Genomic DNA, 21,588 nt, shown 5'->3' with positions numbered 1-21,588 from the left:
GAAATGCGCGAACAGGACGGCGATGTGGTCACGTCGCGGACGCGCGAGCCGGTTACGGCGGTTGAGCCCGTCGCGGACAGGTTACGAGACCGTGTAGTTCTCCCGATCCGCCCCGCAAAGGCAATCTCGTGGCATACGGTGGGACCGCCTCGGTAACCCCGGGGTTGCAGGATGGGTCGCGTAGCCCCCGCGCACCCATCGTCGCTGAGCGGGTCAGGTGGATCGCGGTCGGCTTGGGACCTCGATTCCACCTGGCCGGCACAGAGCATGTTGCGCCGACGCTTCCGATCGAAGGACCACCATGAGCGGTATCGAGGTATGCACACCGGCCGAGAGATTGCTGGCGAGTATCGCCCGCGCCGGCTACGCGTCGATCGACGAGTTCATCGCCCGCCTGCGCGTCGATCCGCTGGCCGACACCGTGGAAATACCCGCGGTCACCGCATTTTGGGAGCTTCCCGATCGAAGGGCAGGCTGAGCACGCGTGCCGACGACGACCGGATCGCGTGAGCCGAGCTCGTCCCGATCCGGCCGCCGCGACTCGCATCACGCTGTGGCAGCGTCGCTTTCGGACTCGGTTCCGGGCTTCTCCGGCGCCGGCGCGCCCGGCTCGCGCCCGCGGGCGAGCAGACCGTAGACCAGGCAGACCAGGCCGAAGAACAAATATCCGAGCGCGACCTGCGGCGCCGCCGCCCAGTCGACCTCTGCCGCGTGGATGAGGCCGATGAAGCTCAGCGCCGCGCCCACACCCGAGGCGATAGCGGCCGCGACGAATCGCTTGTCCAGGACGAAGGTGACGATGGCGCCGAGGACGAGTCCGGCCAGCACCGCACCCGAGCCGAGCGTCTTCAATCCGTCGTAGACCACACCCGCCTGGCCGAGCGCATCGGCGCCGACCTTCTCCGCCGAAGTGCCCGCGGCGCTGAGCGCGTTGTCGATCTGGCCGACCGCCCATTCCGCGAGATTCGGCAGCAGCGCCGCGACCACCGCCACCGCGTGCAGCCGCGGCACCGCCTGGAACGCCTGCGCGCCGATGAGCAGACCGATGTAGAGCAGGATCGGCACGATCGCCGGAATCGGCAGGATGGTGGCCAGGACCCCGAAAAGTCCGAGCAGACACATCAATCCGATGGTCACGCCGCTGGCCAGCGAGTATCCGGCGCGCCCGCCCGCGTCCTTCCAGCCGGGGTGACCGATGTAGACCGCGGGCGGGAACGGCGAGCCGAATCCCGAGCCGATCACCGCGCCGAATCCGTCGGCGAGCAGCACGCTGCGCAGGTTGTAGTTGTCCCCCGCCGCCGCCGCGCTCTCCACATTGCTCATGGCCTCGGTGAAGTTGTAGACGCCGAGCGGTATGGCGGTGGCCAGCAGCGGCGCGAGATCGCCGAGTCCGTCGAACAGCAGGTCGAGCCGCAAATCAGGCAGGCCGAGGGCGATATCGCGTACCGCGTCGGAGACGTCGGGGGCGGACATGTAGCCGCCGATCCAGCCGATCGCGGTGCCGACGAGCAGGGCCACCAGGCCCACCGGGATATTGCCGGGCAGTTTGGCGTCGGTGAAGAAGCCGATCAGGATGATCGCCAGCACCGGCAGCCCGATCCAGGCGGCCTCCCACATCTGCGCGGCGGGCCGCATCGCGATGAAGGTGATGGAGATACCCGCCAGCGTGCCGAGCATGGCCGCGCGCGGGGTGATCCGGCGGATGAACGGCCCGACGAACGCGCCGATCATGACGATGACGCCGATCATGAACGCCCACGCCAGACCCGCCGACCACGCCCGCACGGGATCGCCGGTCTTCAGGTAGATCGGCAGCATCACCACGAAGACCACGATGAACATGTGCGGAACGCTGGGACCGTAGGGCAGCGCGGTCACGGTGGCCCGGTTCTCCCGCCGGGCGAGCCGTCGCGCGAGCACCATGTAGTAGAGATTGCCCAGCACCAGCGCGACGCCGAGCGCGGGCAGCACGGTGCCGAGGACGTCGCCGCTGGGAATCTTGACCACCGCGATGGACAGTGTGGTCAGTGTCAGGACATTGACGAGGATATTGAACGATAGGCCGAAGAAGGCATTGGTGTCGCCGCGGGTCCACCACGGCAGCGACAGCGGTGTGGGCGGGGTGGCGGATTTGTCGGGGGCTGTGGTGTCGACAGACATCGGATTTCCTTCAGGCGGGGGTGTTCACGGAAGCTGGGCTGTCCACGTGGGCGGGGGTGAGCGCGTCGACGACCGACGCCGAATCGGCGACCCAACCGAAGATGCCGCCTTGGGCGGCGATCATCGCCAGTCCGACCCGCTGGAATTCGGGGAAGTACGATCCGACGCAATCGGAGACGACCAGACATTCGTAGCCGCGGTCGTTGGCCTCGCGGACCGTGGTGTGCACACACACCTCGGTGGTGACCCCGGTGACGATCAGCGAGACGATCCCCCGCTCGGCGAGCACCTCGGCCAGTTCGGTGGCGTAGAACGCGCCCTTGCCGGGCTTGTCGATCACCACCTCGCCGGGCAGCGGGGCCAGTTCGTCGATGATGTCGTGGCCGTATTCGCCCCGGATCAGGATCCGGCCGAACCGGCCGGGATCGCCGATGCGCTGGGAAGGATTGCCGCGCTCCAGTTTCGCGCGCGGGCAATCGGACAGATCGGGTCGATGGCCCTCGCGGGTGTGGATCACCGCGACGCCCGCCGCCCGTGCCGCGGCCATGAGCGCCGCCAGCGGTTCGATAACCGTGCGCAGCAATCCGACGTCGTTGCCGAGGCTTTCGCCGAATCCGCCCGGTAGCAGGAAATCGCGTTGCATATCGATCACCAGCAGGGCGGTGACGCCGGGATCGAAGGAGAAGGGGGACGGTTGCGCCGCAATACGCTGGGCTTCGGTCATCTTCGTTCTTTCTGTGCGAGCCGGACATCCATCTGCGCCCCGGCCGGGCGCGGCTCGTCGAGGAGGCGGGCGGCCGCGGCGAGCACCGTGTCGTCGGCGAGCGCGGGCCCGAACACCATCGCCGAGACCGGTCGACCGTCGGCGGCCATGCCCATGGGCACCGCCACGGCGGTGAGGTCGAGCAGATTGCCGAAATGGGTGTAGTGCCCGAGCATCGTGTTCGTCGCGATGGGATCGGCCAGCACCTGATCGACGGTGAAGGTGGTGCCGATGGTCGGCGTCACGATCACGTCGACATCGGCCCACATGCGCCCGACCTGTGCCCGCAGCTCTTGCAGGCGCTGTTGCGCGCGGAAGACATCGACCGCGTCGAATCGATAACCGCCGGTGAGGATCTCGCGGATCACCGGCAGGATCGACGCGGGGCGCTCGGCGAGGAAGTCGCCGAATTCCACCAGCCGCTCGGCCACCCACGGACCCTGGTAGAGCAGTTCGCCCGCGTCCAGGAACGGGCGCAGCGTCGTGGCGACCGTGTCGAAGCCGAGGCGTCCGATACGGTCCCTGACGCCGAGGTGCGCGCGGCGAAAGACCTCGTCGCCGAAGAATTCCAGGTCCCGCTCCGCGGGCAGGCCGACGCGGATGCGGGCGCCGTCGTGGCGGGGTCCGAGGGCGCGGCTCCACGGGTCGTCGGGATCGGGCGCGGCGATGATGTCGAAGACGCGGTCCAGATCCTCGACGCGCGCGGCCATGAGGGTCAGGCAATCCAGTGACCGGCAGGCGGGTACGAGCCCGACCGTGCTGATCAGTCCGCGCGAGGGCTTCCAGCCGACGATGCCGTTGAGTGCGGCGGGCACCCGGCCCGATCCCGCGGTGTCGGTGGCGACGCAGAACGGCACCTGCCCGAGCGCGACGGCCAGCGCCGAACCCGAACTCGACCCGCCGGAGATGAGGTCGCCGCCGAAGACGCTGCGCGGCACCGGGTACGGCGTCCTGGTGCCGTTGAGGCCGGTGGCGAACTGGTCAAGATTGGTCTTGCCGACGAACAGCGCGCCCGCGTCCATCAGGCGCTGGACCGCGGGCGCGGTGCGCGTCGCGGTGTAGGCGTAGTCGGGGCACGACAGGGTCGTCGGCCACCCCGCCACGTCGATACTGTCCTTGACTCCGAAGGGAACCCCGTACAGCGGCAGCGTGCGCGCGCCGGGCCTGCGTTCGATCTCGGCCGCGGCGGCCAGCAGCCGGTCCCGCGGTACCGGGGTGATCCAGGTGCCGTCGTCACCGCGTGCGGCGATGGCGTCCGCGACGCGCGACGCGGTCCGCGTCGGTGCGCCACTGCCGCTTTCGTGTGAGGCGAGGATCTCCGCGACGGTCGGCCCTGGATTCAGCATCTGTCGATTGTCGACAGAATGTGTGAAGCAGACGGTCTCCGAATGTATCCGCCGTGTTAGCAGTTCCCGGGCGGGGTGATCAGCAGATGTCGAGATTCAGATAGGTGAGCTCGCCGTGCCGCCGCAGCGCCGCGCACGCGATGACGGGATCGTTGGTCCCGAGCGCCTCGAGCAGTTCGGCGTGGCGGCGGATGCCGTTGCGCCGGGCCGCGACCCGCGCCTCCTCGCGCAGATTGCGCGCCATCGGCAACTGCAACTTCAGCAGGATCGGGGCGTAGGCGAGGTCGAGTTGCCGATTGCCCGCCAGCGCCACGACTTCGGCGTGGAACCGGCGATGGGCGTCGTCGCGCTCGAGGGTGTCGTCGGCGGCGTCCGCGGCGCGCATCTCGTCGAGCGCGTCACGCACCGCCGCGAACGGATCGTCCGCCAGATCCAGCGGCAGCGCGCTCTCGATGGCGTGACGCTCGAGCACCCGCCGCAGCTCGAACAGTTGCAGGATGTCGGTCGCCGACCACACCAGGACCCGGAAGCCGCGCCTGGGCAGATGTTCCACCAAGCCCTCCTGCGCCAGCAGGCGCAGCGCCTCGCGCACGGGGGCCCGGCTGACGCCGAGCCGGGCGCACATCGTCTCCTCGACGATCCGCTCCCCCGGTTCGAGCTCCCCGCTCAGCACCGCCGACCGCACGTGCCTGGTCGCCAGCTCGACCAGACTCGGCGGCAGGACGGTCGTATTCGTCCGCGGGGTCATGAGACGAGTGTACGAATTTCCGGTCGACGGCGTTTCGGGCCACCGCGTCCACCCGCCGCGCAGCCCGGCTGTGCACTATCACTAAGTAAAGGTGTGTTCTGTTGGAGTAACCACGTTCAACTGGCACGACGAACAATGATGTGCCTATGTTTTCACTGTCCACCGCGGACCCGACACAGCACCGCTGCCGGACCTCGCGGTTGCGAGATCCGTCCGAAGGAGTACAGCCGCCCATGGTGCCCGAACTGTCCGACGCCCGGCGCGGTCCGCGGGGCCGCGAGGATGCTTCCCTCACACCGCTGCCCGAGCCGGAGATCGGTCACACCGCGCCGGATTCGTATCACGTCCTGGCACTGCGCGTTCGGCGCGCGGCGGACGATGATATCGAGCATCGCCTCGACCTGTTGCTGACCGAACTCCGAACGCGGTGCGGCACCGGCATACTGCCCGTCTTCGGCGCTCACGGCGGCACCCTGCTCGTCCCCGCGAACGTGACCTCGAGCGCGGCGCTGGATCCTCTGCTCACCGCCGCGGCCGCGGCGGCGGGCCTGCGTCTGGTCGTGGCCGTGGTGCGCGCCGATCTGGCCGACATCCCCGTCGCCTACGACCACGCGCACGAACTGCTGCGGCTGGCCGATCTGCTCGGGCGCGGCGACGGCGTCTACCGCTTCGACGATCTCGCCCTGGAATACCAGCTGACCCGGCCCGGCCATGCCCGTGACCTGCTCGCCGCGACGATCGCGCCGCTGCGCGCCGAACTGACCGCGAGCCTGACCCAGTACCTGCGCCACAACGGCGATCTCGCGGCGACCGCGCGGGCGATGCGGATGCCGCGCGGAGCGCTCGCCGCCCACCTCGACGACATCGCCCGGCTCACCGGCCTGGAACCGCGCCGACCGACCGACCTGTGGCGACTGTACGCGGCGATGGTCGCGGGCGCGCCCGGTGCACCTGACGACCGCGCCGCCGCCGAGACGAGTCACCATGCCCCGGCCCGAACGGCGGCGATTCACGCCGGATAGGAACGGGTCTCGGTCGCCTTCACCGCGGCCCACACCCGCAGGCCCGGTCGCAGCCGCAGTTCGGCCACGGTGGCCGGGGTGACATCGGCGAGGACCGCGGGCTCGCCGTCCAGCCGGACCCGGGTGGTGTGCGCGTGCTGTTCGATACCGCCGACCGTGACCGGCCAGGTATTGCGCGGACTGCCTTCGGGCCGCCGCGGGTGCAGACCCACCGCATGCGGCGCGAAGGCCACGTATACCGCGCCTTTCGCGGGTTCGGCGAGGGTCAGCGCGCCGCCGCCGTCGAGTGCGACCACGGCGCCGTCGGCGGTGCCGCGATAGAGGTTGAGCCCCATCAGGTCGGCGACGTAGTCCGACCGGGGTCGCGCGGCGATCTCGGCGGGCGGACCCTGCTGGACGATCGCGCCGTCCTCCAGGATCACCAGGCGGTCGGCGAGCACCATGGCGTCGAGCGGATCGTGCGTGACCAGCACGGTGTATCCCGGGAAATCGTCGAGGTGGCGGGATAGGTCCGTGCGCACCTGAAGCCGGGTGCCCGCGTCGAGTGCGGCCAGCGGTTCGTCGAGCAGTAGCAGCCGCGGCTCGGTGACCAGCGCGCGCGCCAGCGCGACCCGCTGAGCCTGCCCGCCCGACAGCGCCCGCGGCCGTCGTTGCGCGCAATCCGGCAGGCCGACGCGGTCCAGCCACGACGCGGCGCGTTCCCGCGCGGCCGAGCGGCGCAATCCGCGCGCCCGCAGTCCGAACGCCACGTTCTCGAGGGCCGACAGATGACCGAACAGCAGATAGTCCTGGAACACCACCCCGACCTGTCGCCGTTCGGCGGGGACGAACACCGAAGGCGGTGCGTCCCAAAGGTTCCCCCCGACCCTGATACTGCCCTCGGACAGGGCGAGCAATCCCGCCAGCGTCCGCAGCGCGGTGGTCTTGCCCGCGCCGTTGGGACCGAGCAGCGCGACGACCTCGCCCGGGGCCACGGTCAGCGGCAGATCCAGGGTGAAGGCGCCGCGGCGGACCCGCACCAGCGCCTCGAGGGTCATACCGGGCCCCGAATCCAGCGTTCCCGCAGGGCGGCCAGCACGGCGACCGAGACGGCCAGCAGTACCAGGCTGAGCACGATCGCGGCCTCGGGATCCGACTCGAGCGCGAGGTAGACCGCCAGCGGCATGGTGGTCGTGCGTCCCGGGAAATTGCCCGCGAAAGTGATGGTCGCGCCGAACTCCCCGAGGGCGCGCGCCCAGCACAGCACACCGCCCGCGACCACACCGGGCAGTACCGAGGGCAGCGTCACCCGGCGGAAGGTGTACCAGCGGCCCGCGCCGAGGGTGGCCGCGGCCTCCTCGTAACGCGGGTCCGCCGACCGTAGCGCGCCCTCCACCGAGATCACCAGGAACGGCATGGCCACGAACGCCTCGGCCACGATGACCCCCGCGGTGGTGAACGGCAGGGACACGCCGAACCAGTCGTAGAGGTAACGCCCGACCAGTCCGCGCCGCCCGAGCACCAGCAACAGCGCGACGCCGCCGACCACCGGCGGCAGCACCAGCGGCACGGTCACCAGCGCGCGGATCAGCCCGCGCCCGGGCAGGTCACCGCGGGCCAGCAACCAGGCCAGCGGTATGCCGAGCACCAGGCACAGCGCCGTAGCGGCGCTCGCGCATATCAGCGAAAGCCGCAGCGCCTGACCGACTTCCACGCTGAACAGCCGCTCGGGCAAAATCGCCCACGGTGCGCGCACCAGCAGCCCGAGCATGGGGACGAGCAGGAAGCCCAATCCGCAGACAGCGGGCAGAACCAGTGCGAGCGGCCTGCGCCCGCGTACCGCCCGCCGTCGCGCGAGCACGGTCACGGTGTGTCGAATCCCGCTGCGGAGAACACCGATTCGGCCTCGTCCGAGGATACGAACCGCACGAATGCCGCCGCCGCGGCCGCGTTGGGCGCGTGCGCCAGCGACGCGATCGGATAGTCGTTGATCGCCCCGGCCGATTCCGGGAACTCGATGCCGTCGACCTTGTCCCCGGCCGCCTTCACATCCGTGCGATACACCAGCGCGGCGTCCACCTCCCCCAGCGTGACCTTGGTCAGCACCGCTCTCACATCAGATTCGCGGGTGTCGGGCAGCGGGGTGATCCCCGCGGTCGCGAACACCATCTTCGCCGCCGCACCGCAGGGCACCTGCTCGGCGCACAACGCGATCTTCGGTTCCGATCTACCGAAGTCGGCCAGACCGGTGATCTTGCCCGGATTGCCCTTCGGCACCGCGATCTCGAGGCGATTGCGCACGAAGGTCACCGGTGCGCCGTTCACCGCGCCCTTGTCGGCGACCTGCGCCATGTTCTTCGGCGCGGCCGAGGCGAACACATCGGCGGGCGCGTCCTGATTGATCTGCTCGGCCAACGCCGAACTCGCACCGAAGCTGTAGACCACCTTCACCCCGGGATGGGCGGCCTCGAACCGCTTGCCGAGTTCGGTGAACGTCTCGGTCAACGACGCCGCCGCGAACACGGTCACCGTCCCGGTCACCGAATCCGCGGACGCGGACTCGGTCCTGTCGCCGGAATCGCAGCCGGAAGCGATCAGCGCCGCCGCGGTCACCGCGGTCATCACACACAATGCGCGAATCATTCTCATCCTCGTCAACTTTCCGGTATCTCCACCACGACGTGCGTGGACTTCACCGACGCGACAGCGACGCTGCCGACTTCCAGACCGAGCTCGTCCACCGATTCGCGGCTCAGCAGCGACACCAGACGGAACGGTCCGGCCTGCATCTCGACCTGTGCCATCACCGTGTCCTTGACCACCCTGGTGACAATGCCGCGCATGCGGTTTCGCGCCGAGGCCGCGATCGTCACGCCGGGCTCGGGCGCGTCGGCGTTGTCACGGAGGAATCGGGCGAGCTCGCGACCGCTGATTCCCTTGCGCCCGTTGTCGAGCTGCACAGCGGTCAGGCGATCCTGATCGATCCACCGGCGCACCGTGTCATCGCTGACGCCGAGCAGCGCCGCTGCCTCACTGATCCGTAGATTCGACACAAATCACAGCTTATTGCCGCATTAGCGGAATACGAAACTCGAACGGCTCAGCGACCTCATCCGACCGGCGGTCGTCGCCCCCGGGCACGTCGATGAGCGCGGCGTGGGGTGCCGCGCTCGTCGGCCTGCGATGAGCCGGGACCGGCGCGACAGGGTCGGCGGGCCGTCACCGGAAAGGGGTGAAGACCGGGCTGCCGGGACGACGGCCACCGGTAGGAGGGTTCACAATGGCGACGGCGTCGCCGTCGTGAACCGCGCCGGGGCGCGACGACGGCCTCATCGGCAGATCGGGAGCGCGGTCGGTCGTCCGACCAGCCGAAACCGGTGTCGGGATTTCTTCGAAGCGGTACTGTGAAAGATCACAGCCGATTGCGAACGGTGTCCGACGAAAAGCCCAGAAGCGACCGATCGCCCCCGAAATCGACTGGTACCGTCACATTACCGTGATGTGCTTCGCCATACGCGGGGTTGGAAGGAGTACCAGGATGACCATCGGTGGCCGTTCGTCCCCAACGGATCTGATCGTTTCCGGCCAGCCGGTGACATCGTCACTGAAGGATGTGCGCACCCTGTCGCGGAAGATGGTGGGCCACTTCATCGAGAACGTCGTCCCCTGCCGCACCCTGCCGGCCGAGGCGCTCGACGGCGACGTCACCGCCATCACCCGCACCTGCCTCGAACTCGCCGTCAGCATGCTCGACGGCGAGGACATCCCCGAGAAGACCCAGCGACTGCGCGAGGGCGCGGAGGGCTGGGCGCGCGAGGGCATTCCGATCGACACCATCCACCACACGGTGCACGAGGGATTCAAACTCGGCTTCGATCTGGTCGTGGCCGACGCCACGTCCGCGGATTTCGAGAGTCTCATGGTCCTCAGCAGACGACTGCTCGAGATCCTGGACACCATCACCTCCACCGTCTCCCGCGCCTACGTCCGTGAACTGCGCGCGGTCGCGGCCGAACACCACACCGCCGCGCACACCCTCACCTCCGCGCTGCTCGGCGGACACGCCACCTCCACCATGGCGCGCGAATGCGGTATCGAGATCGCGCAGTCCTATTCCGTACTGGCCGTGGCGATTCCGCCGCATCCCGAGGAGCGCGACATCCGCCTCGACGGCAAGATCGTGGCGCGGCGCAAATTGCGGCGGGTGCAGGCCGAACTCGTCAAACACTGCGGTGACAGCGTGCTGTCGCTGCTGAGCGTGGACGGCGGGACCATACTGCTGCCGTTCGGGCTGCTCGAGGCCCAGGCGCTGGACCACCTGATCGAGCAGTTGTCGCGGGCCGGACAGGTCCCCATCGCCGCGACCCTCGTCGACGCGCCGACCCCGCAGATTCCGGCCGCCGCCGACCAAGCCCACGAACTGCTCGACATGGTGCAGCGGCTGCACTGTCTCGGCGGGCTCTACCGCTTCGACGATCTGGCCCTGGAATATCAGCTGACCCGCCCGGGTCCGGGCCTCGAACGCCTGCGCACCATCCTCGACCCGCTCGACGAACACCCCGAATTGCTCGAGACCTTGCAGCGCCATATCGCCAACAACCTCAATCGCCAGCGCACCGCCCGAGCACTGCACGTGCACACCAATACGGTGGACTACCGCCTCAAACGCATCGGCCAGCTCACCGGATTCGATCCGTCCGAGGCGTCGGGTCTGTGGTACCTGCGCGCCGCCGTCATCGCGCGCAGCTACCGGCAGCCCGGACAGCGCGAATCAGCGCCCGCTGCGGCGCCGCCCCTCCGTCCGTGACAGCGCCTGCGCCGCGCACCACTGCCTGACCTCCACCCGTCCGCGGCGATTACCCGTGCTGATGGCGAAGCCGACCAGCCCGAGCCAATTGCCGTCGGTGGTGCGCGCCCACGCGTAGAGCAGTCCGGGCACACTGCCCGCGACATGCAGTCCGCCCGCTTTGACCCGCATGGTCACGGCGTCGGTGCGGAAGGCTCCGCCATGCGTGGGTATGGCGATGCCGAGGTCGACGAGCACGGGTAACGGCGGGTCCACGACCCGCCGGAGCGACGAGGAGAAGCCGTCGTTCCAGTACTCGAACATAATTTCGAATACTAGTCGGTCGGTTATGCATAATGGGCAAGACCCTCCGAATCGTCCGCCCGCCTCGGCCCACGCTCGACGACCCCGGCACCGCCCTCACCGGGTGAGACCGCGCTCCAGCAGCGCCCACGCCTGCGCGGCGACCTGCCGTTTGGCCTGCGCGTCCGCTTTCGCCATGACCGCCGCCAACATGGCCACCGCGATAACCACATCCCCCACGGTGAGATCGGCCCGAATCGCCCCCCGCTGACGCGGATCCTCCAGCTTGCGCGTGAGCAGCGCGATCAGCCGCCGCGACACCTCGAGCAGGCGGGGATCGTCGGTGCCGGTCGGATCGAACATCGCGATGAACGCCGACGAGGTCGTGACCTGCTCGACGATGACCGCGAGGACGTCATCGAGGGTGCTCTCCGTGTCGGCGGCGACCGTCTCGACCTCGACGATATTCTCCTCGAAGACCGCCAGCGCCAGACTCTCCCGAGTCGGAAAGTGCCGGTACAGCACCCCCTGGCCCACTCCGGCAGCCCGCGCGATGGAACTCAACGCGGCCTCGAACCCATTCTCCGCGAACACCTCTCGCGCCGCCCGAATGAGTGCCGCACGATTACCCGCCGCGGCCTTGGGGCCACGATTCGTACGACCCGACGCTGCCATCGGGCAAGGTTACCGGACCCGGATCACCCCCCGAAGGCAGACGGCCCAGGCATCCCGCATTGCGACGTGCATCGGTATCGACTACCGAGATCGGTACCGACACCCGCAATCGACCCGATTTGGTTCAGGAGGGGGGTCGTGAGGTAACCTCGTCAAGCACCCGCCGAGCGGGAGCGGAACGGGCTGTGGCGCAGTTTGGTAGCGCACTTGACTGGGGGTCAAGTGGTCGCAGGTTCAAATCCTGTCAGCCCGACATGGAAAACCCCTTCCGACCTGGGTCGGAAGGGGTTTTCTCGTTCCGTGGGGAGGGGGTGGGATTCGACCCATCTCACAGAAATCTCACGTTTTCGAGTCCTCGCCCAGCGCCCAGGCTTGCAGCACCGACCTGTTGTCGGGCACGGTCTCGGGGCGGTCGATGTAGTGGGTCCTGGCGACCTCGCGGGTGTTGCCGAGTTGACGCGCGGCACGTTCGCTGTCCTCGAAGGCGTGATCGACGGCGGTGCCCACGCCCTTGCGGAAGGTTCGCAGGGTGACCCACGCGAACTCGCTTCCCCGGGCCGCGCGCCAGGTCCGACCGAAGTTGTGGGGGTTGCGCACCGATCCGTTGCGCGCGGGGAACAACAGCTTGTCGGGGTTGGGGCGCGCGGTGACCTCGAGGTCTTTGACCGCTTCGCGCAGCGAGGCGACCGTGTAGTCCGGCAGCAGGATCCGCCGCCACCCGTTCTCCGATTTCGGGAACGGCTTGCGTACCCATCCACCCGCACCGCCACCCTTGTTCGGCACCAGGGTGCCGGTGACGTCCAGATACGGATCGGAGGCGTCCAGGGCGATCTCGTCGAGCAGCAGCGCGAACACCTCGTGCGGGCGCAGCCCGGTCCCGGTGATGACATCGGCCACCCACACCACCGACCAGTCCCGCGGCGGACCGCTCACATACGCCGGGGTGCCGGGAATCTCCTCACCCCGCGCCCACGTCCTGACCTGCACCCGGAACGCGGGCAGCGCGGTATGATCACGGATCTTGCCGCGAGCGGCCACCTTACGGCGGGTGAAGGCGCTCACCCCGTCGACGGGGTTGGTGTCGATCACACCGTGGCGGACCGCGATCTGCATCATCGCCCGCAGTATGATCTTGTGCTGCTTGGCCTTACGCCGCAGACCCAAACCCACCAGGCGTTTCAGATGCCGATCCAGCTCCCCCGCGGTGGCCTGCCAGACCTGCAGGTTCCCCAGCGAGTTCTCGATCTTGATCGTGGCCCGGTTCGCACGCTTGTCCTTGGACACGTAGATCTCGCGCCGGTAGTCCTCGACATTGCCCGCGGTGTAGGCGTCGTCGGCCTCGAGCTCGCCGAGCAACTCCTTCGCGAGGTCGATCAGCTTGGTGTTGCGGGTGATCCGATCACGCCCGATCTGCTCGCGGAAGTCCCGCATCGCCTCCGCCAGCCGGTTACGCGCGTCGTCGGCACTGACCCCCATCCGCTCGAGCTGCTCGGACCCACCCGCACCGTAATAGCGCACCGTGGCCCGGTACCGGCCGTTGCGCTGCTTCTTCGGTTTCGCCGGAGTCCCGAACGTTCCCACCGGCTTCGGCAACCGCCCACCCATCGCACTCCTTCCACCACCTCGATAGCCACCCGTTCGCACACCCACCACACCCGACACTCTCAGGAGACCGCACCGCCGTCGGAACCCGTCATCCGGCGAGTGAATGCTCCACGCAAGCATCGACACAACACCGGACCGAATTCAATATCCGATAGTTAGCGACAAATTTGCTAATTCGCCTGGGCTCGTACCGACGCGTGCCTCGACTCGTGTGTCGTGGATCCTCACAGGTCTTTTCGATTGAAGGGGCTGCTATTGCGGATCGTCTCGAGTGGACCGGAGTTCTCCGGGCCCGCTGAAAACACCAGGTTTTTCTCATCGACGCAGCGTGTCGGGTCGTCCTTGATACGGAACTCGAAATGGTCGACAGTCAGCTTCACGATCGACCCATCGGGAAGAGTCCAGAACGGTGCCTGTTCCTTGTCTTCAGGCAGTTCAAGTCCCATATCGGCGAGCAGCTGCTTGAGCTTTGGTTTGCGGGGGGTGTCGCCGTCAATCTGGCTTCGGAGACGAACATAGAAGCGTTCTCGCCACGGTTCGTATACGCCGCGACGTGCGAGCAGCCTGGCGGCTTCTCGATCCGAATCTTTCGGTGATGCCCAGAGTTGTTTCACCTCTGCCAGTCGTCTCTGCGCCTCCAAATGCGGTTTGCCGTTCAGATAGTTTCGCGCCTCGACCCAGAGCTCCGTCATGTCCGCGGGAAACCTTCCCACCAAAAACGCGATCGCCTTACGTCCCGCAGGTGTCTGCGCTGCCGGGATCTGGTCGAGCTTGCGGTAGTTGACGTACCTGGCGCGACTCGGTTTTCTCTTCGGGCCGTAGCGTCCACCCCCGGTCGGTGCGTTAGGAGCGATTGCCCCGTCCGCATCGTCGGGTGGAGCCTCGGGACGGAAAAAGACCGTGCTGCGCCGCTCGGCTGCGGTGCCGCGGGCCGCAGGTGTTGCGGCGGGCTGCCGCGGAACTCCCCGGTTTCCCGTGCCGCGAGCGGCTGCGCTTGCATCCGCTCCTGGCTTTGCAGTCCCGCCGGGGCCGCGCGAAGCGGCTTGCGGAGCGGCAGCTGTACGCGAATTCGGCAGCGACCGGACTTCTGCGGCAGGCACCGCGGACTGCGCGCTCGCACCAGCAGCCCCGTGCGCGGCCTGCGCTTCACTTGAATTCGCCAGGGCACCGTACATCTCACCGAGAGTGACACCCGCCTGACCGACATTTACAGCATGATCCCACTCCGCTGGTGTAGCTTTCGCCCAATTCTCAGCGGTCGCTACCAGAGCGGCAGTTGTGAAGACTGCTCCGAACGTGTTCGACATGACGTCCGCGGTTCGAGCTAGGCGGGCTTCATCGATCCGTAGATCCACAAGCCAACCCGGGGCCGGCCGGCCGGCCGTGGGATCAGTCTCGATCCGCGCCAGCATCAGCATCTGGTCGACGGAATGGGGTGAGGTGCCATAGCGCTGCATCACGTCACGCAATGCGACCGTCGGCGGATGCCCGGCCTTGATCTCGGCAGTGATCTCATCTTCGATCGAGTTCCACCGTCGAGATGCGAGCTGCCGCACCTCCTCCGGTTCGCGTGGTCGATCGATGAATCCCAGGTATGCATTACGCTCGATCCAGAGGCTCTGAACATGCTTCGCGGCGATTGCGATCGCACCACCGAGCCGGTTGAGCAGCAACGGAGCGGAACCGGACATGACGGCGTAGACGTACTGCTTGCGGCACTCTCGCAGGTACTGTTTGAAGTCCATGCCCGACGCCAGATCGGTCATCGTGCCGCCGCACGACGGCACACATGCCGCCCGCCGAAATCGATTGATATACAACACTCGAAACCGAAGTGGAAGCGCTGACTACATCTGCGGCGGCGCCTTTCACCGCCCATCCGCCGACGCAACAGCGCGTAAGCGTTGCGGACCACCGCTGATGCGCTCACAGCGGTACCGGTGACCAGTACAGTCGCAACAATCGTGAACGAGGCCATCATCCCTCGATCCTCGACAGGCGCAGCGAGGTCGACCAACTCGGGGAAACCCTGCGCGACGCCTTCGTCGCCGCGGTCGAACTCTCGACCTACCTCAACACCCAGACCCGGCACGGACGACTGCACGCCCTGCGAGCCCTGACCGCCCGCATCACCCGGAAAACCACCTCATGAGCCGCCCCGCCGGGGTGGCGGCGTCCTGCGGATGTCCCGAGTCCGCGTCCTCGGTCCTGGGCGGTGTCGGTGTTCGCCATCGCCCGCGGTGTCTGCACGGTGAACCCCGCCGCTACGTCTGGTCCTACGCGGGCGCCTTGTACACCGGCACTCTGGCCGACTACGGCGAGCACTTCGAGTCCCTGGACCCCGACGCCCGCCACCGGCTCACCACCACCGAGTTACGCACCTGGACCGAGAACTACCAGCTGCACATCACGACCACCATGACCGGAGACCACCGCGTGCGCTATCGCCTCACCGTCACCGGGGAATGGGTCGAACTGCTCATCGACACCTCCTGCTGACGCCCCGACGCCGGTAGTTCGGATCGATCCGCCAATCCCGCTCGGGAGCCTGGCTGCTGTGCGGCGTCGTCCCAGTCCCCGGCCACCGAGCCCTTCCCTGTCCCTCCCCTATCCATACCAGTGTGAAAGGTGATCATCGATGGCTGTCAGAACCTCGGTTCCGGTGCCCGAGTTCGCTCGCGAGATCCTGGCCGAGGCCCGGATCGAAGGCCGCAACCTGTACCTGCCCCAGCAGCTCAGCCCAGCCGACTACCGGAAAATCGATCGGGTCCTCGAGGCCATGGGCGGGAAATGGAACCGCGCGGCCCGAGCCCACGTCTTCCCCGACGACCCGAGCCAGATCATCGAAGCCGCCCTGGCCCGTGGCAGCACCCCCAATACCGATCGCAAGGTCCTCGACGCGTACTGGGCGACCCCCGAACCGCTGGCCCGCCACCTCGCCGCCGGACAGCATTCCGGGATCGCCGCTCTCCCGCCCGGCGCGCACGTGCTCGAGCCCTCGGCCGGGGACGGCGCGCTGGTACGCGCGATCCTGGCCACCAACCCGAGCGTGGAAGTCACCGCCGTCGAACCCGACCACGCACGAGCCGCCCACATCGACTACGACCCGCGGGTCACCATCGTCATCGACGGCTTCGAGGAATTCGCCGCGACCACTACCACGCGGTACGCCGCGGTGGTGATGAACCCGCCCTTCGCGCTACCCGGCCGCCCGACGGTGTGGATGAACCACCTCCACACCGCCTGGGACCTGCTCGACGACGGCGGGCAGCTGCTAGCCCTGGCACCCAACGGCTACATCTACCGCACCGACCGCGACTACCGAGCGATGCGGGAATTCATCACCGCCCACGGCGGTCACCAACCCGTACCCGCCGGGGCGTTCGCCACCTCGGGCACCGGCACCGACACCGTGCTCCTGCACGCACGCCGCCCCCTGCACCGCTGACACCGGCGGCAATCCGCAAGCCCCGGTCCTCACCGAAGGGCGGCCTCCACCTGTCGATTCCAGCCCCGGCCGTCCGGCCGGTGCCTACCGGGGCCCGCGTCATCCGCGAAAGGAACGACCGCCATGGGCGAGCTATCCGAGGGATTATTCCCTCTCACAACGCTTTTCGATGACGATGCGATGCCTGTCTGCTAGTCGTTCGGATTAGGTGTCGACAGCGCCGCGGATCTTACCCGCACTCTGCTCGATCCGGGATTCCGGCCACCGGAGTTGCTCGATGACCTGTCGAACCTGCTGGTGATGGTGGCGCAGACAGGTGACGAGTGGCACTCGACCAATGACCTTGTCGCGCAACATATCCTGCCGTTGCTCGCCGCCCGCCGGGTGCGTTTCGTCGAAGTCGCCCGTGCCGGACCGACGGTCGCTGACGGGATCGTCGTCCTGCAAGACACCCGGTCCCCGACGCGCCTGCATCCCGATCCCGACGAGCACGGCTTCTTCCCCCTTTCCGCCGAGCACCGCGCCAACGGGGTCATGCCCACCCTGGCCGGGCGCACCTGTTCAGCCAAGGCCAAGGGACAGCCCCTAGATACTTGGCGCGCAACACATTTGGGTCCGCGACCCTACATCCACGCCGTGGGTTTCTCCGCCGAGGAAACCGGGCGGATCGCCCGCGACAGCTCGGTGACGATGGGCGGGCGCCGCCATGCGATCTACCCGCTGCACGAGGCCGGGATGAGCCGGGCGATGAGTCAGGGCTACCTGTACGGACTATTCGGCGTATGGTGGCCAAAAAGTTGCTGTAGGCAGTGCTGTTACATCAGCGTCCCCAATTGGCCCGACCAGCTCGCCCGCTACCGCGCCTACCCGGACGAAGCATTCCACCATCTCGTCGACGAGTTTTGCGCGCTGGCGCTCAACCACCGCAGTGGGCTGTTCGGCCCAGGCAAATCGTTGCGCGACAGACTCAAAGCCGACGGCGCGTTCGAGGTCCACGCCCTGGCCGACGCGGCGATGGATGCGTGCGAGTGGGCGGTGTACCGCATGCGGCGCTGCTACAGCGCCCGCGCGCAAGCCTGGCGCGCGGTGGAGGTCACCCATCGCGGCGACCGCACCGCAACCCTACGGTTCGTCCGCGACCTCGCCGATAGCTTGGAGATCGCTGTACGGACCGAAGGGGAGCACACCCGCCTCTGGCTGACCATCGAGACCGAGAACTATCCACGCCTGGAGGAGTTCTTCGTCGCCGCCCCGCACACCATCCAGCCGAAAAAGCGTTCCGGCTTCGAGACCCGATGGGGCGGGCACGCCAACCAACGGCTGCTCGCGCTCGAACACGCCGCCCTGCACGGCACGCGCTCACCCATCGCGGCCTGAATCCTCGCCGTCCGCAATCGGTTTCGCACCCGCCGACACCAGGGGCGCGTTCGGAAACACCGTGCTGGTCCGGCTGTGGCTTCCCGCGCCGAGATCTGCCTTCTCGCCTTCGGAGATGTGGTCCTGCCTCATCACACCCGGTTCGCCACGTAGCAACGCCACATCGGCGGCACAATCGCCGCCGATGGCGACCGTCACCGCCAGGTCCAGCAGGATCTTCCCCGGATCATGTATCGCGAGGGGTCTCCGCCACGGCGCCGGCACCTGCGACAACGCCCGATCCAACCCCACCCTCGCCGCGGTCCGCAGCAGCGCGACCGAGCCGGCCTGCGACACCACCTGCGATCCGTCCCCGTCAATTCTCAGCGACGGGTACCACCACGTAGACTTCCTGTCGGGTAGCCCAAACGCCTTGCGGCGCTTGGGCCCCCTCAGAACCGGACGTGCCCGCTTTCCAGGCATCTCGGCTCAAGCAAGCCCCGTGGGGCGTCGGCATCCGATGTGAACCAGTTGGTGGACGGTGTCCTGTCCGTCGCTGCCCTCACCCTGGATCGCTTGCTGTTGCAAGCTGTTTCGGGTCAGAGCACGCCGGGTGACTCGCAGCCAGGTCCGCCATTGCTCCGGAGATTCCGGCGGTTGATCGGCTGCCAGCAGTAGTTCCCGGCACCATGGACAGCGTCCCCGTTGGGCGACCAGCGCCCGGAAGGTGACACGGCCATCGGCGGACAGGTTCTTTGCGCGACGAACCATCCAATACTCTTGCAGGGCAGGGTCATCGGGTGATGATGTGCCCGCGACCATGACGTGGCGGACGATCCGGGTCCAGGAGAACCGGTGCAGGTAGAACGTCTGCGTTGGCGCGCAGAATACCCACCGGTCCGCCCGGTGCGGATGGTGTGTCCCGAAATAACGTGCGGCAACCCACTTCCGAGGTTTTTTCGGGTGGGTGAACCGCGCCCATTTCCAGGTGAGCTGCCAAAGGTAGTGGTCCAGTTCGGAGAACACCTCACTGGACACCGCCGAGCGGTAGTACAAGGCCCATCCCCGAACGATCGGGTTCAGCTGCCGGACCACTTGCGCGGCAGGGCGTCCCCGTAATCGGAGCATCTCCTCGGCGAGGCGACGCTTGAGCCGTGCCACCGCTTGCGCGCTGGGCTTGATCAGCAGTTTCCCCCCTCGTGGGGTGGCGAACCGCCGGATCGTGAATCCCAGGAAGTCGCATCCCTGATCCAGGGACACGATCGAGGTCTTGTCCTGGTTGAACGACAACCCCCGCGCTTTCAGCCACGGGTCGAGCCGGTCACGAACCTGCTCGGCCTGCTGCCTGCTCACACACAATGCGACGAAATCGTCTGCGTACCTGACGATCATCGGCGCGCCCGTGCGGGTCCAGGCCCCGGAAGGGCCGACCCGCGAATAGGACACCCCTGCCGCCTGCTCCATTCCGTGCAGGGCGATGTTCAAGAGCAACGGACTGACACAACCGCCTTGTGGAGTTCCCTCCTCGGTGGCGGTGAACCCGTCCCTGTCGACCACTCCGGCCCGCAGCCATCCGGCTATGAGTCCCCGCGCGGGGAACCCCTCCAGCGTTGAGAGCAGGTGGTCGTGGTCGATTCGGTCGAACGCGGCTTTCAGATCCGCATCCAGCACCCACACCCGTTTGGCCGCGGGCCCGGCCACGCACGCATAGATCGCCTGGATCGCGTCCTGCGTGCTGCGGCCGGGCCGGAACCCATACGAGCGGGGCTCGAACCGTGCTTCCCATTCCGGCTCCAGCGCGTTGACGACCCGTGCTTGCAGCACCCGATCCAGGATGACCGGGATGCCCAACGGGCGCAGTGCGCCACCGGATTTCGGGATGAACACCCGCCGCACCGGCTGGGCCTGCCGGACCGAGGCGTCCTCATGCGACACGCGCGCGAGGTCACCCCGTTCGGCAGAGGTCAACGCGACCATCCCGTCGACCCCAGCAGTGCGGCGTCCCGCATTGAGCTGTGTCACTCGCCGCACGCTCACCAGCGTGTTCGCGCGACTACGCAGCATCAGCTTCTGCAAACTGCGGACCTTGCGCAGGTCCCCAGCCGCCGACGCCGCGAAGATCCTTCGCCGCAGCCGCCGTACCTGATCCTCGGCCTGAGCCCAATCGATGCGGTCCCAGTCCCACGAGACGTCATCCGGTTCGTTCACCGTCGCGGTGCCCAACGACTCCGCGCCTTCGTAGACCACGCCCGACGATGCGTTCACCCCGGTGTGTTCGCCCGCGCTACGCGCGGGCGAACACACCGGGACGTCCAACGCGCCCGCCGGTTCCGGCAGTGCCGACACGATTTCCCTCCGCAGACTCACCCGACCCGCGTCAGCTCCCTCTCGGGACCGTCCACCAGGGACGGTATCCGGCCGGTTATGCCGCACGGATGCCGGGAAGGCGGCATCGAGCATCGCGCGGGGTTCCCGTCGCCTTTCGGCTTGCCGGCGTTGGCTTCTCGGGTCATCCTGTTCCCGATCCAGATCTGCGCGGCCCTTACGGACCGCGCTACCACCATCGTCGCCACGATCGTGGACTGGAACGGGGTTTCCACGTTCCGCATGTGCGAGATGCGATCGGGGTGGGTGCCTTCTAAACCCCGGGGCCACGGTGCTCACGGACATCACCCAGTGCACATGGTGTTCCCGCTGCCGCCACTCTACGGCTGGCCCTGCACCCCGCTGCCGCATCCCATCTGCGAGGCTCACCTTGACGAGGCGTCGACGAAGATTCACTCACGTTCACCCGTCCGATCTTCCCCAGCCTGTGCTCACCGGATGGAACGGCAAGCCTTGGGCCGCGACCCCGAGCTTCACACCCTGCCGTTACCAGCAACGCACGTCGAGGCGGGGACAGGCATCGAGCACTAGCCTGAAGCTACGTCACCGCAACCACGGTCCTCCTTTCGACGCAGCCCACTCAACACATGCGACCTCGTGTCGCACCACCAGAAAGGCGCTCCTCGATACTGCTGATTCAACCTTAGACAAGTCGAATCATCGCAGTTCAGAGCGCCTTTCGCCATTCAAGGGCCAGCACCAGCTCAATCAGCATGATTGGGCGAGGCTAGCGGCTGCGGCCCGATTACGACCGCGGTGTCGGTGACAACGACCTCGGCTTGCGTGAGAGTGGTGATCTGCTGCCAGGACAGGCCGGAGGTGGCCAGCAGGAGGATGGCCGCGTTGCGGCGCCCGTGCAGTCCCTCGGTCCATCCGGTGACCGGCAGCTGTGGAAGCAGCGCGTCGACGCCGGCGCGAGTTGCATCGAGCCGGGCACCGCGACCGGGGTTGAGGGCACGCCGGCCCTCTGTGTCAACCTTGGATGAGGCAGGATGTGTCGAGGTAACTTTGG

Annotated in this window: 20 protein-coding genes, 1 tRNA gene and 2 pseudogenes; 7 read left to right on the top strand and 16 right to left on the bottom strand. The window is 67.7% G+C overall.

The annotated features are described in order from the left end of the window. Positions 1–301 precede the first annotated feature (301 nt). Positions 302–478 (top strand): hypothetical protein, encoded by a 177-nt coding sequence (locus APZ21_RS33640; protein ID WP_156370617.1) that lies wholly within the window; start codon positions 302–304, stop codon positions 476–478. Between the two features lie 68 nt (positions 479–546). Here the strand turns inward: APZ21_RS33640 and APZ21_RS03695 are convergent, their stop codons facing one another. The 4 genes from APZ21_RS03695 to APZ21_RS03680 form a co-directional block, all read right to left on the bottom strand. Then, positions 547–2,160: a SulP family inorganic anion transporter gene (locus tag APZ21_RS03695; protein ID WP_054811791.1), complete on the bottom strand. Its 1,614-nt coding sequence runs from the start codon at positions 2,158–2,160 to the stop codon at positions 547–549. A 10-nt stretch (positions 2,161–2,170) separates the two neighbouring features. Next, a complete protein-coding gene (locus tag APZ21_RS03690) occupies positions 2,171–2,884 on the bottom strand; it encodes a cysteine hydrolase family protein (RefSeq protein WP_054811790.1) in 714 nt (237 codons plus the stop codon). Next, positions 2,881–4,269 (bottom strand): allophanate hydrolase, encoded by a 1,389-nt coding sequence (locus APZ21_RS03685; RefSeq protein WP_054811789.1) that lies wholly within the window; start codon positions 4,267–4,269, stop codon positions 2,881–2,883. The genes APZ21_RS03690 and APZ21_RS03685 overlap by 4 nt, the downstream gene beginning before the upstream one ends. A gap of 79 nt (positions 4,270–4,348) precedes the next feature. After that, a complete protein-coding gene (locus APZ21_RS03680; RefSeq protein ID WP_054811788.1) occupies positions 4,349–5,017 on the bottom strand; it encodes a GntR family transcriptional regulator in 669 nt (222 codons plus the stop codon). Between the two features lie 233 nt (positions 5,018–5,250). Here APZ21_RS03680 and APZ21_RS03675 point away from each other — a divergent pair, with 233 nt between their 5' ends. Further along, positions 5,251–6,039: a PucR family transcriptional regulator gene (locus APZ21_RS03675; protein ID WP_054811787.1), complete on the top strand. Its 789-nt coding sequence runs from the start codon at positions 5,251–5,253 to the stop codon at positions 6,037–6,039. Here the strand turns inward: APZ21_RS03675 and APZ21_RS03670 are convergent. The 4 genes from APZ21_RS03670 to APZ21_RS03655 are packed head-to-tail and all read right to left on the bottom strand — an operon-like array spanning position 6,027 to position 9,071. Next, positions 6,027–7,076 (bottom strand): ABC transporter ATP-binding protein, encoded by a 1,050-nt coding sequence (locus tag APZ21_RS03670; protein ID WP_054811786.1) that lies wholly within the window; start codon positions 7,074–7,076, stop codon positions 6,027–6,029. The two genes, APZ21_RS03675 and APZ21_RS03670, sit on opposite strands and share 13 nt — an antisense overlap. Next, positions 7,073–7,885, bottom strand: a complete 813-nt coding sequence (gene modB / locus APZ21_RS03665) for a molybdate ABC transporter permease subunit (RefSeq protein ID WP_054811785.1) — start codon at positions 7,883–7,885, stop codon at positions 7,073–7,075. Before modB ends, APZ21_RS03670 begins: the two co-directional genes overlap by 4 nt. Beyond that, entirely contained in the window at positions 7,882–8,661 is a 780-nt protein-coding gene (modA, locus tag APZ21_RS03660) for a molybdate ABC transporter substrate-binding protein (RefSeq protein ID WP_054811784.1), read from the bottom strand. The genes modB and modA overlap by 4 nt, the downstream gene beginning before the upstream one ends. Positions 8,662–8,672: 11 nt before the next feature. Beyond that, entirely contained in the window at positions 8,673–9,071 is a 399-nt protein-coding gene (locus APZ21_RS03655; RefSeq protein ID WP_054811783.1) for a TOBE domain-containing protein, read from the bottom strand. A gap of 485 nt (positions 9,072–9,556) precedes the next feature. Between APZ21_RS03655 and APZ21_RS03650 the strand changes: the two genes are divergently transcribed. Beyond that, entirely contained in the window at positions 9,557–10,825 is a 1,269-nt protein-coding gene (locus APZ21_RS03650) for a PucR family transcriptional regulator (RefSeq protein WP_054811782.1), read from the top strand. On the opposite strand, the gene APZ21_RS03645 is transcribed toward APZ21_RS03650, so the two are convergent. Continuing rightward, complete coding sequence (locus tag APZ21_RS03645) at positions 10,790–11,128, bottom strand: hypothetical protein (protein WP_054811781.1); 339 nt, start codon at positions 11,126–11,128, stop codon at positions 10,790–10,792. The two genes, APZ21_RS03650 and APZ21_RS03645, sit on opposite strands and share 36 nt — an antisense overlap. Positions 11,129–11,224: 96 nt before the next feature. Then, positions 11,225–11,782, bottom strand: coding sequence for a TetR/AcrR family transcriptional regulator (locus tag APZ21_RS03640; RefSeq protein ID WP_054811780.1), 558 nt, complete (start codon positions 11,780–11,782; stop codon positions 11,225–11,227). Positions 11,783–11,961: 179 nt separating this feature from the next. Here APZ21_RS03640 and APZ21_RS03635 point away from each other — a divergent pair. Next, positions 11,962–12,035: transfer RNA gene (locus APZ21_RS03635), tRNA-Pro, on the top strand. An 86-nt stretch (positions 12,036–12,121) separates the two neighbouring features. On the opposite strand, the gene APZ21_RS03630 is transcribed toward APZ21_RS03635, so the two are convergent. From APZ21_RS03630 to APZ21_RS33630, 3 genes are all read right to left on the bottom strand, one after another. Next, complete coding sequence (locus APZ21_RS03630; RefSeq protein ID WP_054811779.1) at positions 12,122–13,387, bottom strand: site-specific integrase; 1,266 nt, start codon at positions 13,385–13,387, stop codon at positions 12,122–12,124. 224 nt (positions 13,388–13,611) lie between these two features. Next, positions 13,612–15,153, bottom strand: a complete 1,542-nt coding sequence (locus APZ21_RS33635; protein ID WP_156370615.1) for a hypothetical protein — start codon at positions 15,151–15,153, stop codon at positions 13,612–13,614. Beyond that, positions 15,150–15,491 (bottom strand): hypothetical protein, encoded by a 342-nt coding sequence (locus APZ21_RS33630; RefSeq protein WP_156370613.1) that lies wholly within the window; start codon positions 15,489–15,491, stop codon positions 15,150–15,152. Before APZ21_RS33630 ends, APZ21_RS33635 begins: the two co-directional genes overlap by 4 nt. Before the next feature lie 44 nt (positions 15,492–15,535). Between APZ21_RS33630 and APZ21_RS03620 the strand changes: the two genes are divergently transcribed. From APZ21_RS03620 to APZ21_RS03610, 3 genes are all read left to right on the top strand, one after another. Next, positions 15,536–15,886, top strand: coding sequence for a hypothetical protein (locus APZ21_RS03620; protein WP_054811777.1), 351 nt, complete (start codon positions 15,536–15,538; stop codon positions 15,884–15,886). Between the two features lie 139 nt (positions 15,887–16,025). Then, positions 16,026–16,835 (top strand): methyltransferase, encoded by an 810-nt coding sequence (locus tag APZ21_RS03615; RefSeq protein WP_156370611.1) that lies wholly within the window; start codon positions 16,026–16,028, stop codon positions 16,833–16,835. A 300-nt stretch (positions 16,836–17,135) separates the two neighbouring features. Then, the gene (locus tag APZ21_RS03610) at positions 17,136–18,212 is read left to right on the top strand and encodes a hypothetical protein (protein WP_156370609.1); all 1,077 of its coding nucleotides are present in this window, start codon (positions 17,136–17,138) and stop codon (positions 18,210–18,212) included. A 132-nt stretch (positions 18,213–18,344) separates the two neighbouring features. Here APZ21_RS03610 and APZ21_RS35390 read toward each other — a convergent pair. The 3 genes and pseudogenes from APZ21_RS35390 to APZ21_RS34960 form a co-directional block, all read right to left on the bottom strand. Further along, positions 18,345–18,647: pseudogene (locus tag APZ21_RS35390) on the bottom strand (transposase); the annotation flags it as partial. A 33-nt stretch (positions 18,648–18,680) separates the two neighbouring features. After that, the gene (gene ltrA / locus APZ21_RS03600; RefSeq protein WP_239476472.1) at positions 18,681–20,414 is read right to left on the bottom strand and encodes a group II intron reverse transcriptase/maturase; all 1,734 of its coding nucleotides are present in this window, start codon (positions 20,412–20,414) and stop codon (positions 18,681–18,683) included. A gap of 866 nt (positions 20,415–21,280) precedes the next feature. After that, positions 21,281–21,588: pseudogene (locus APZ21_RS34960) on the bottom strand (hypothetical protein); the annotation flags it as partial.

Origin of the sequence: Nocardia arizonensis, assembly GCF_001310275.1 — a bacterium.
Classification (GTDB): Bacteria; Actinomycetota; Actinomycetes; order Mycobacteriales; family Mycobacteriaceae; genus Nocardia; species Nocardia arizonensis.
Note: the sequence above shows the minus strand (reverse complement) of the source record. Positions and strands in the feature narration are given on the sequence as shown.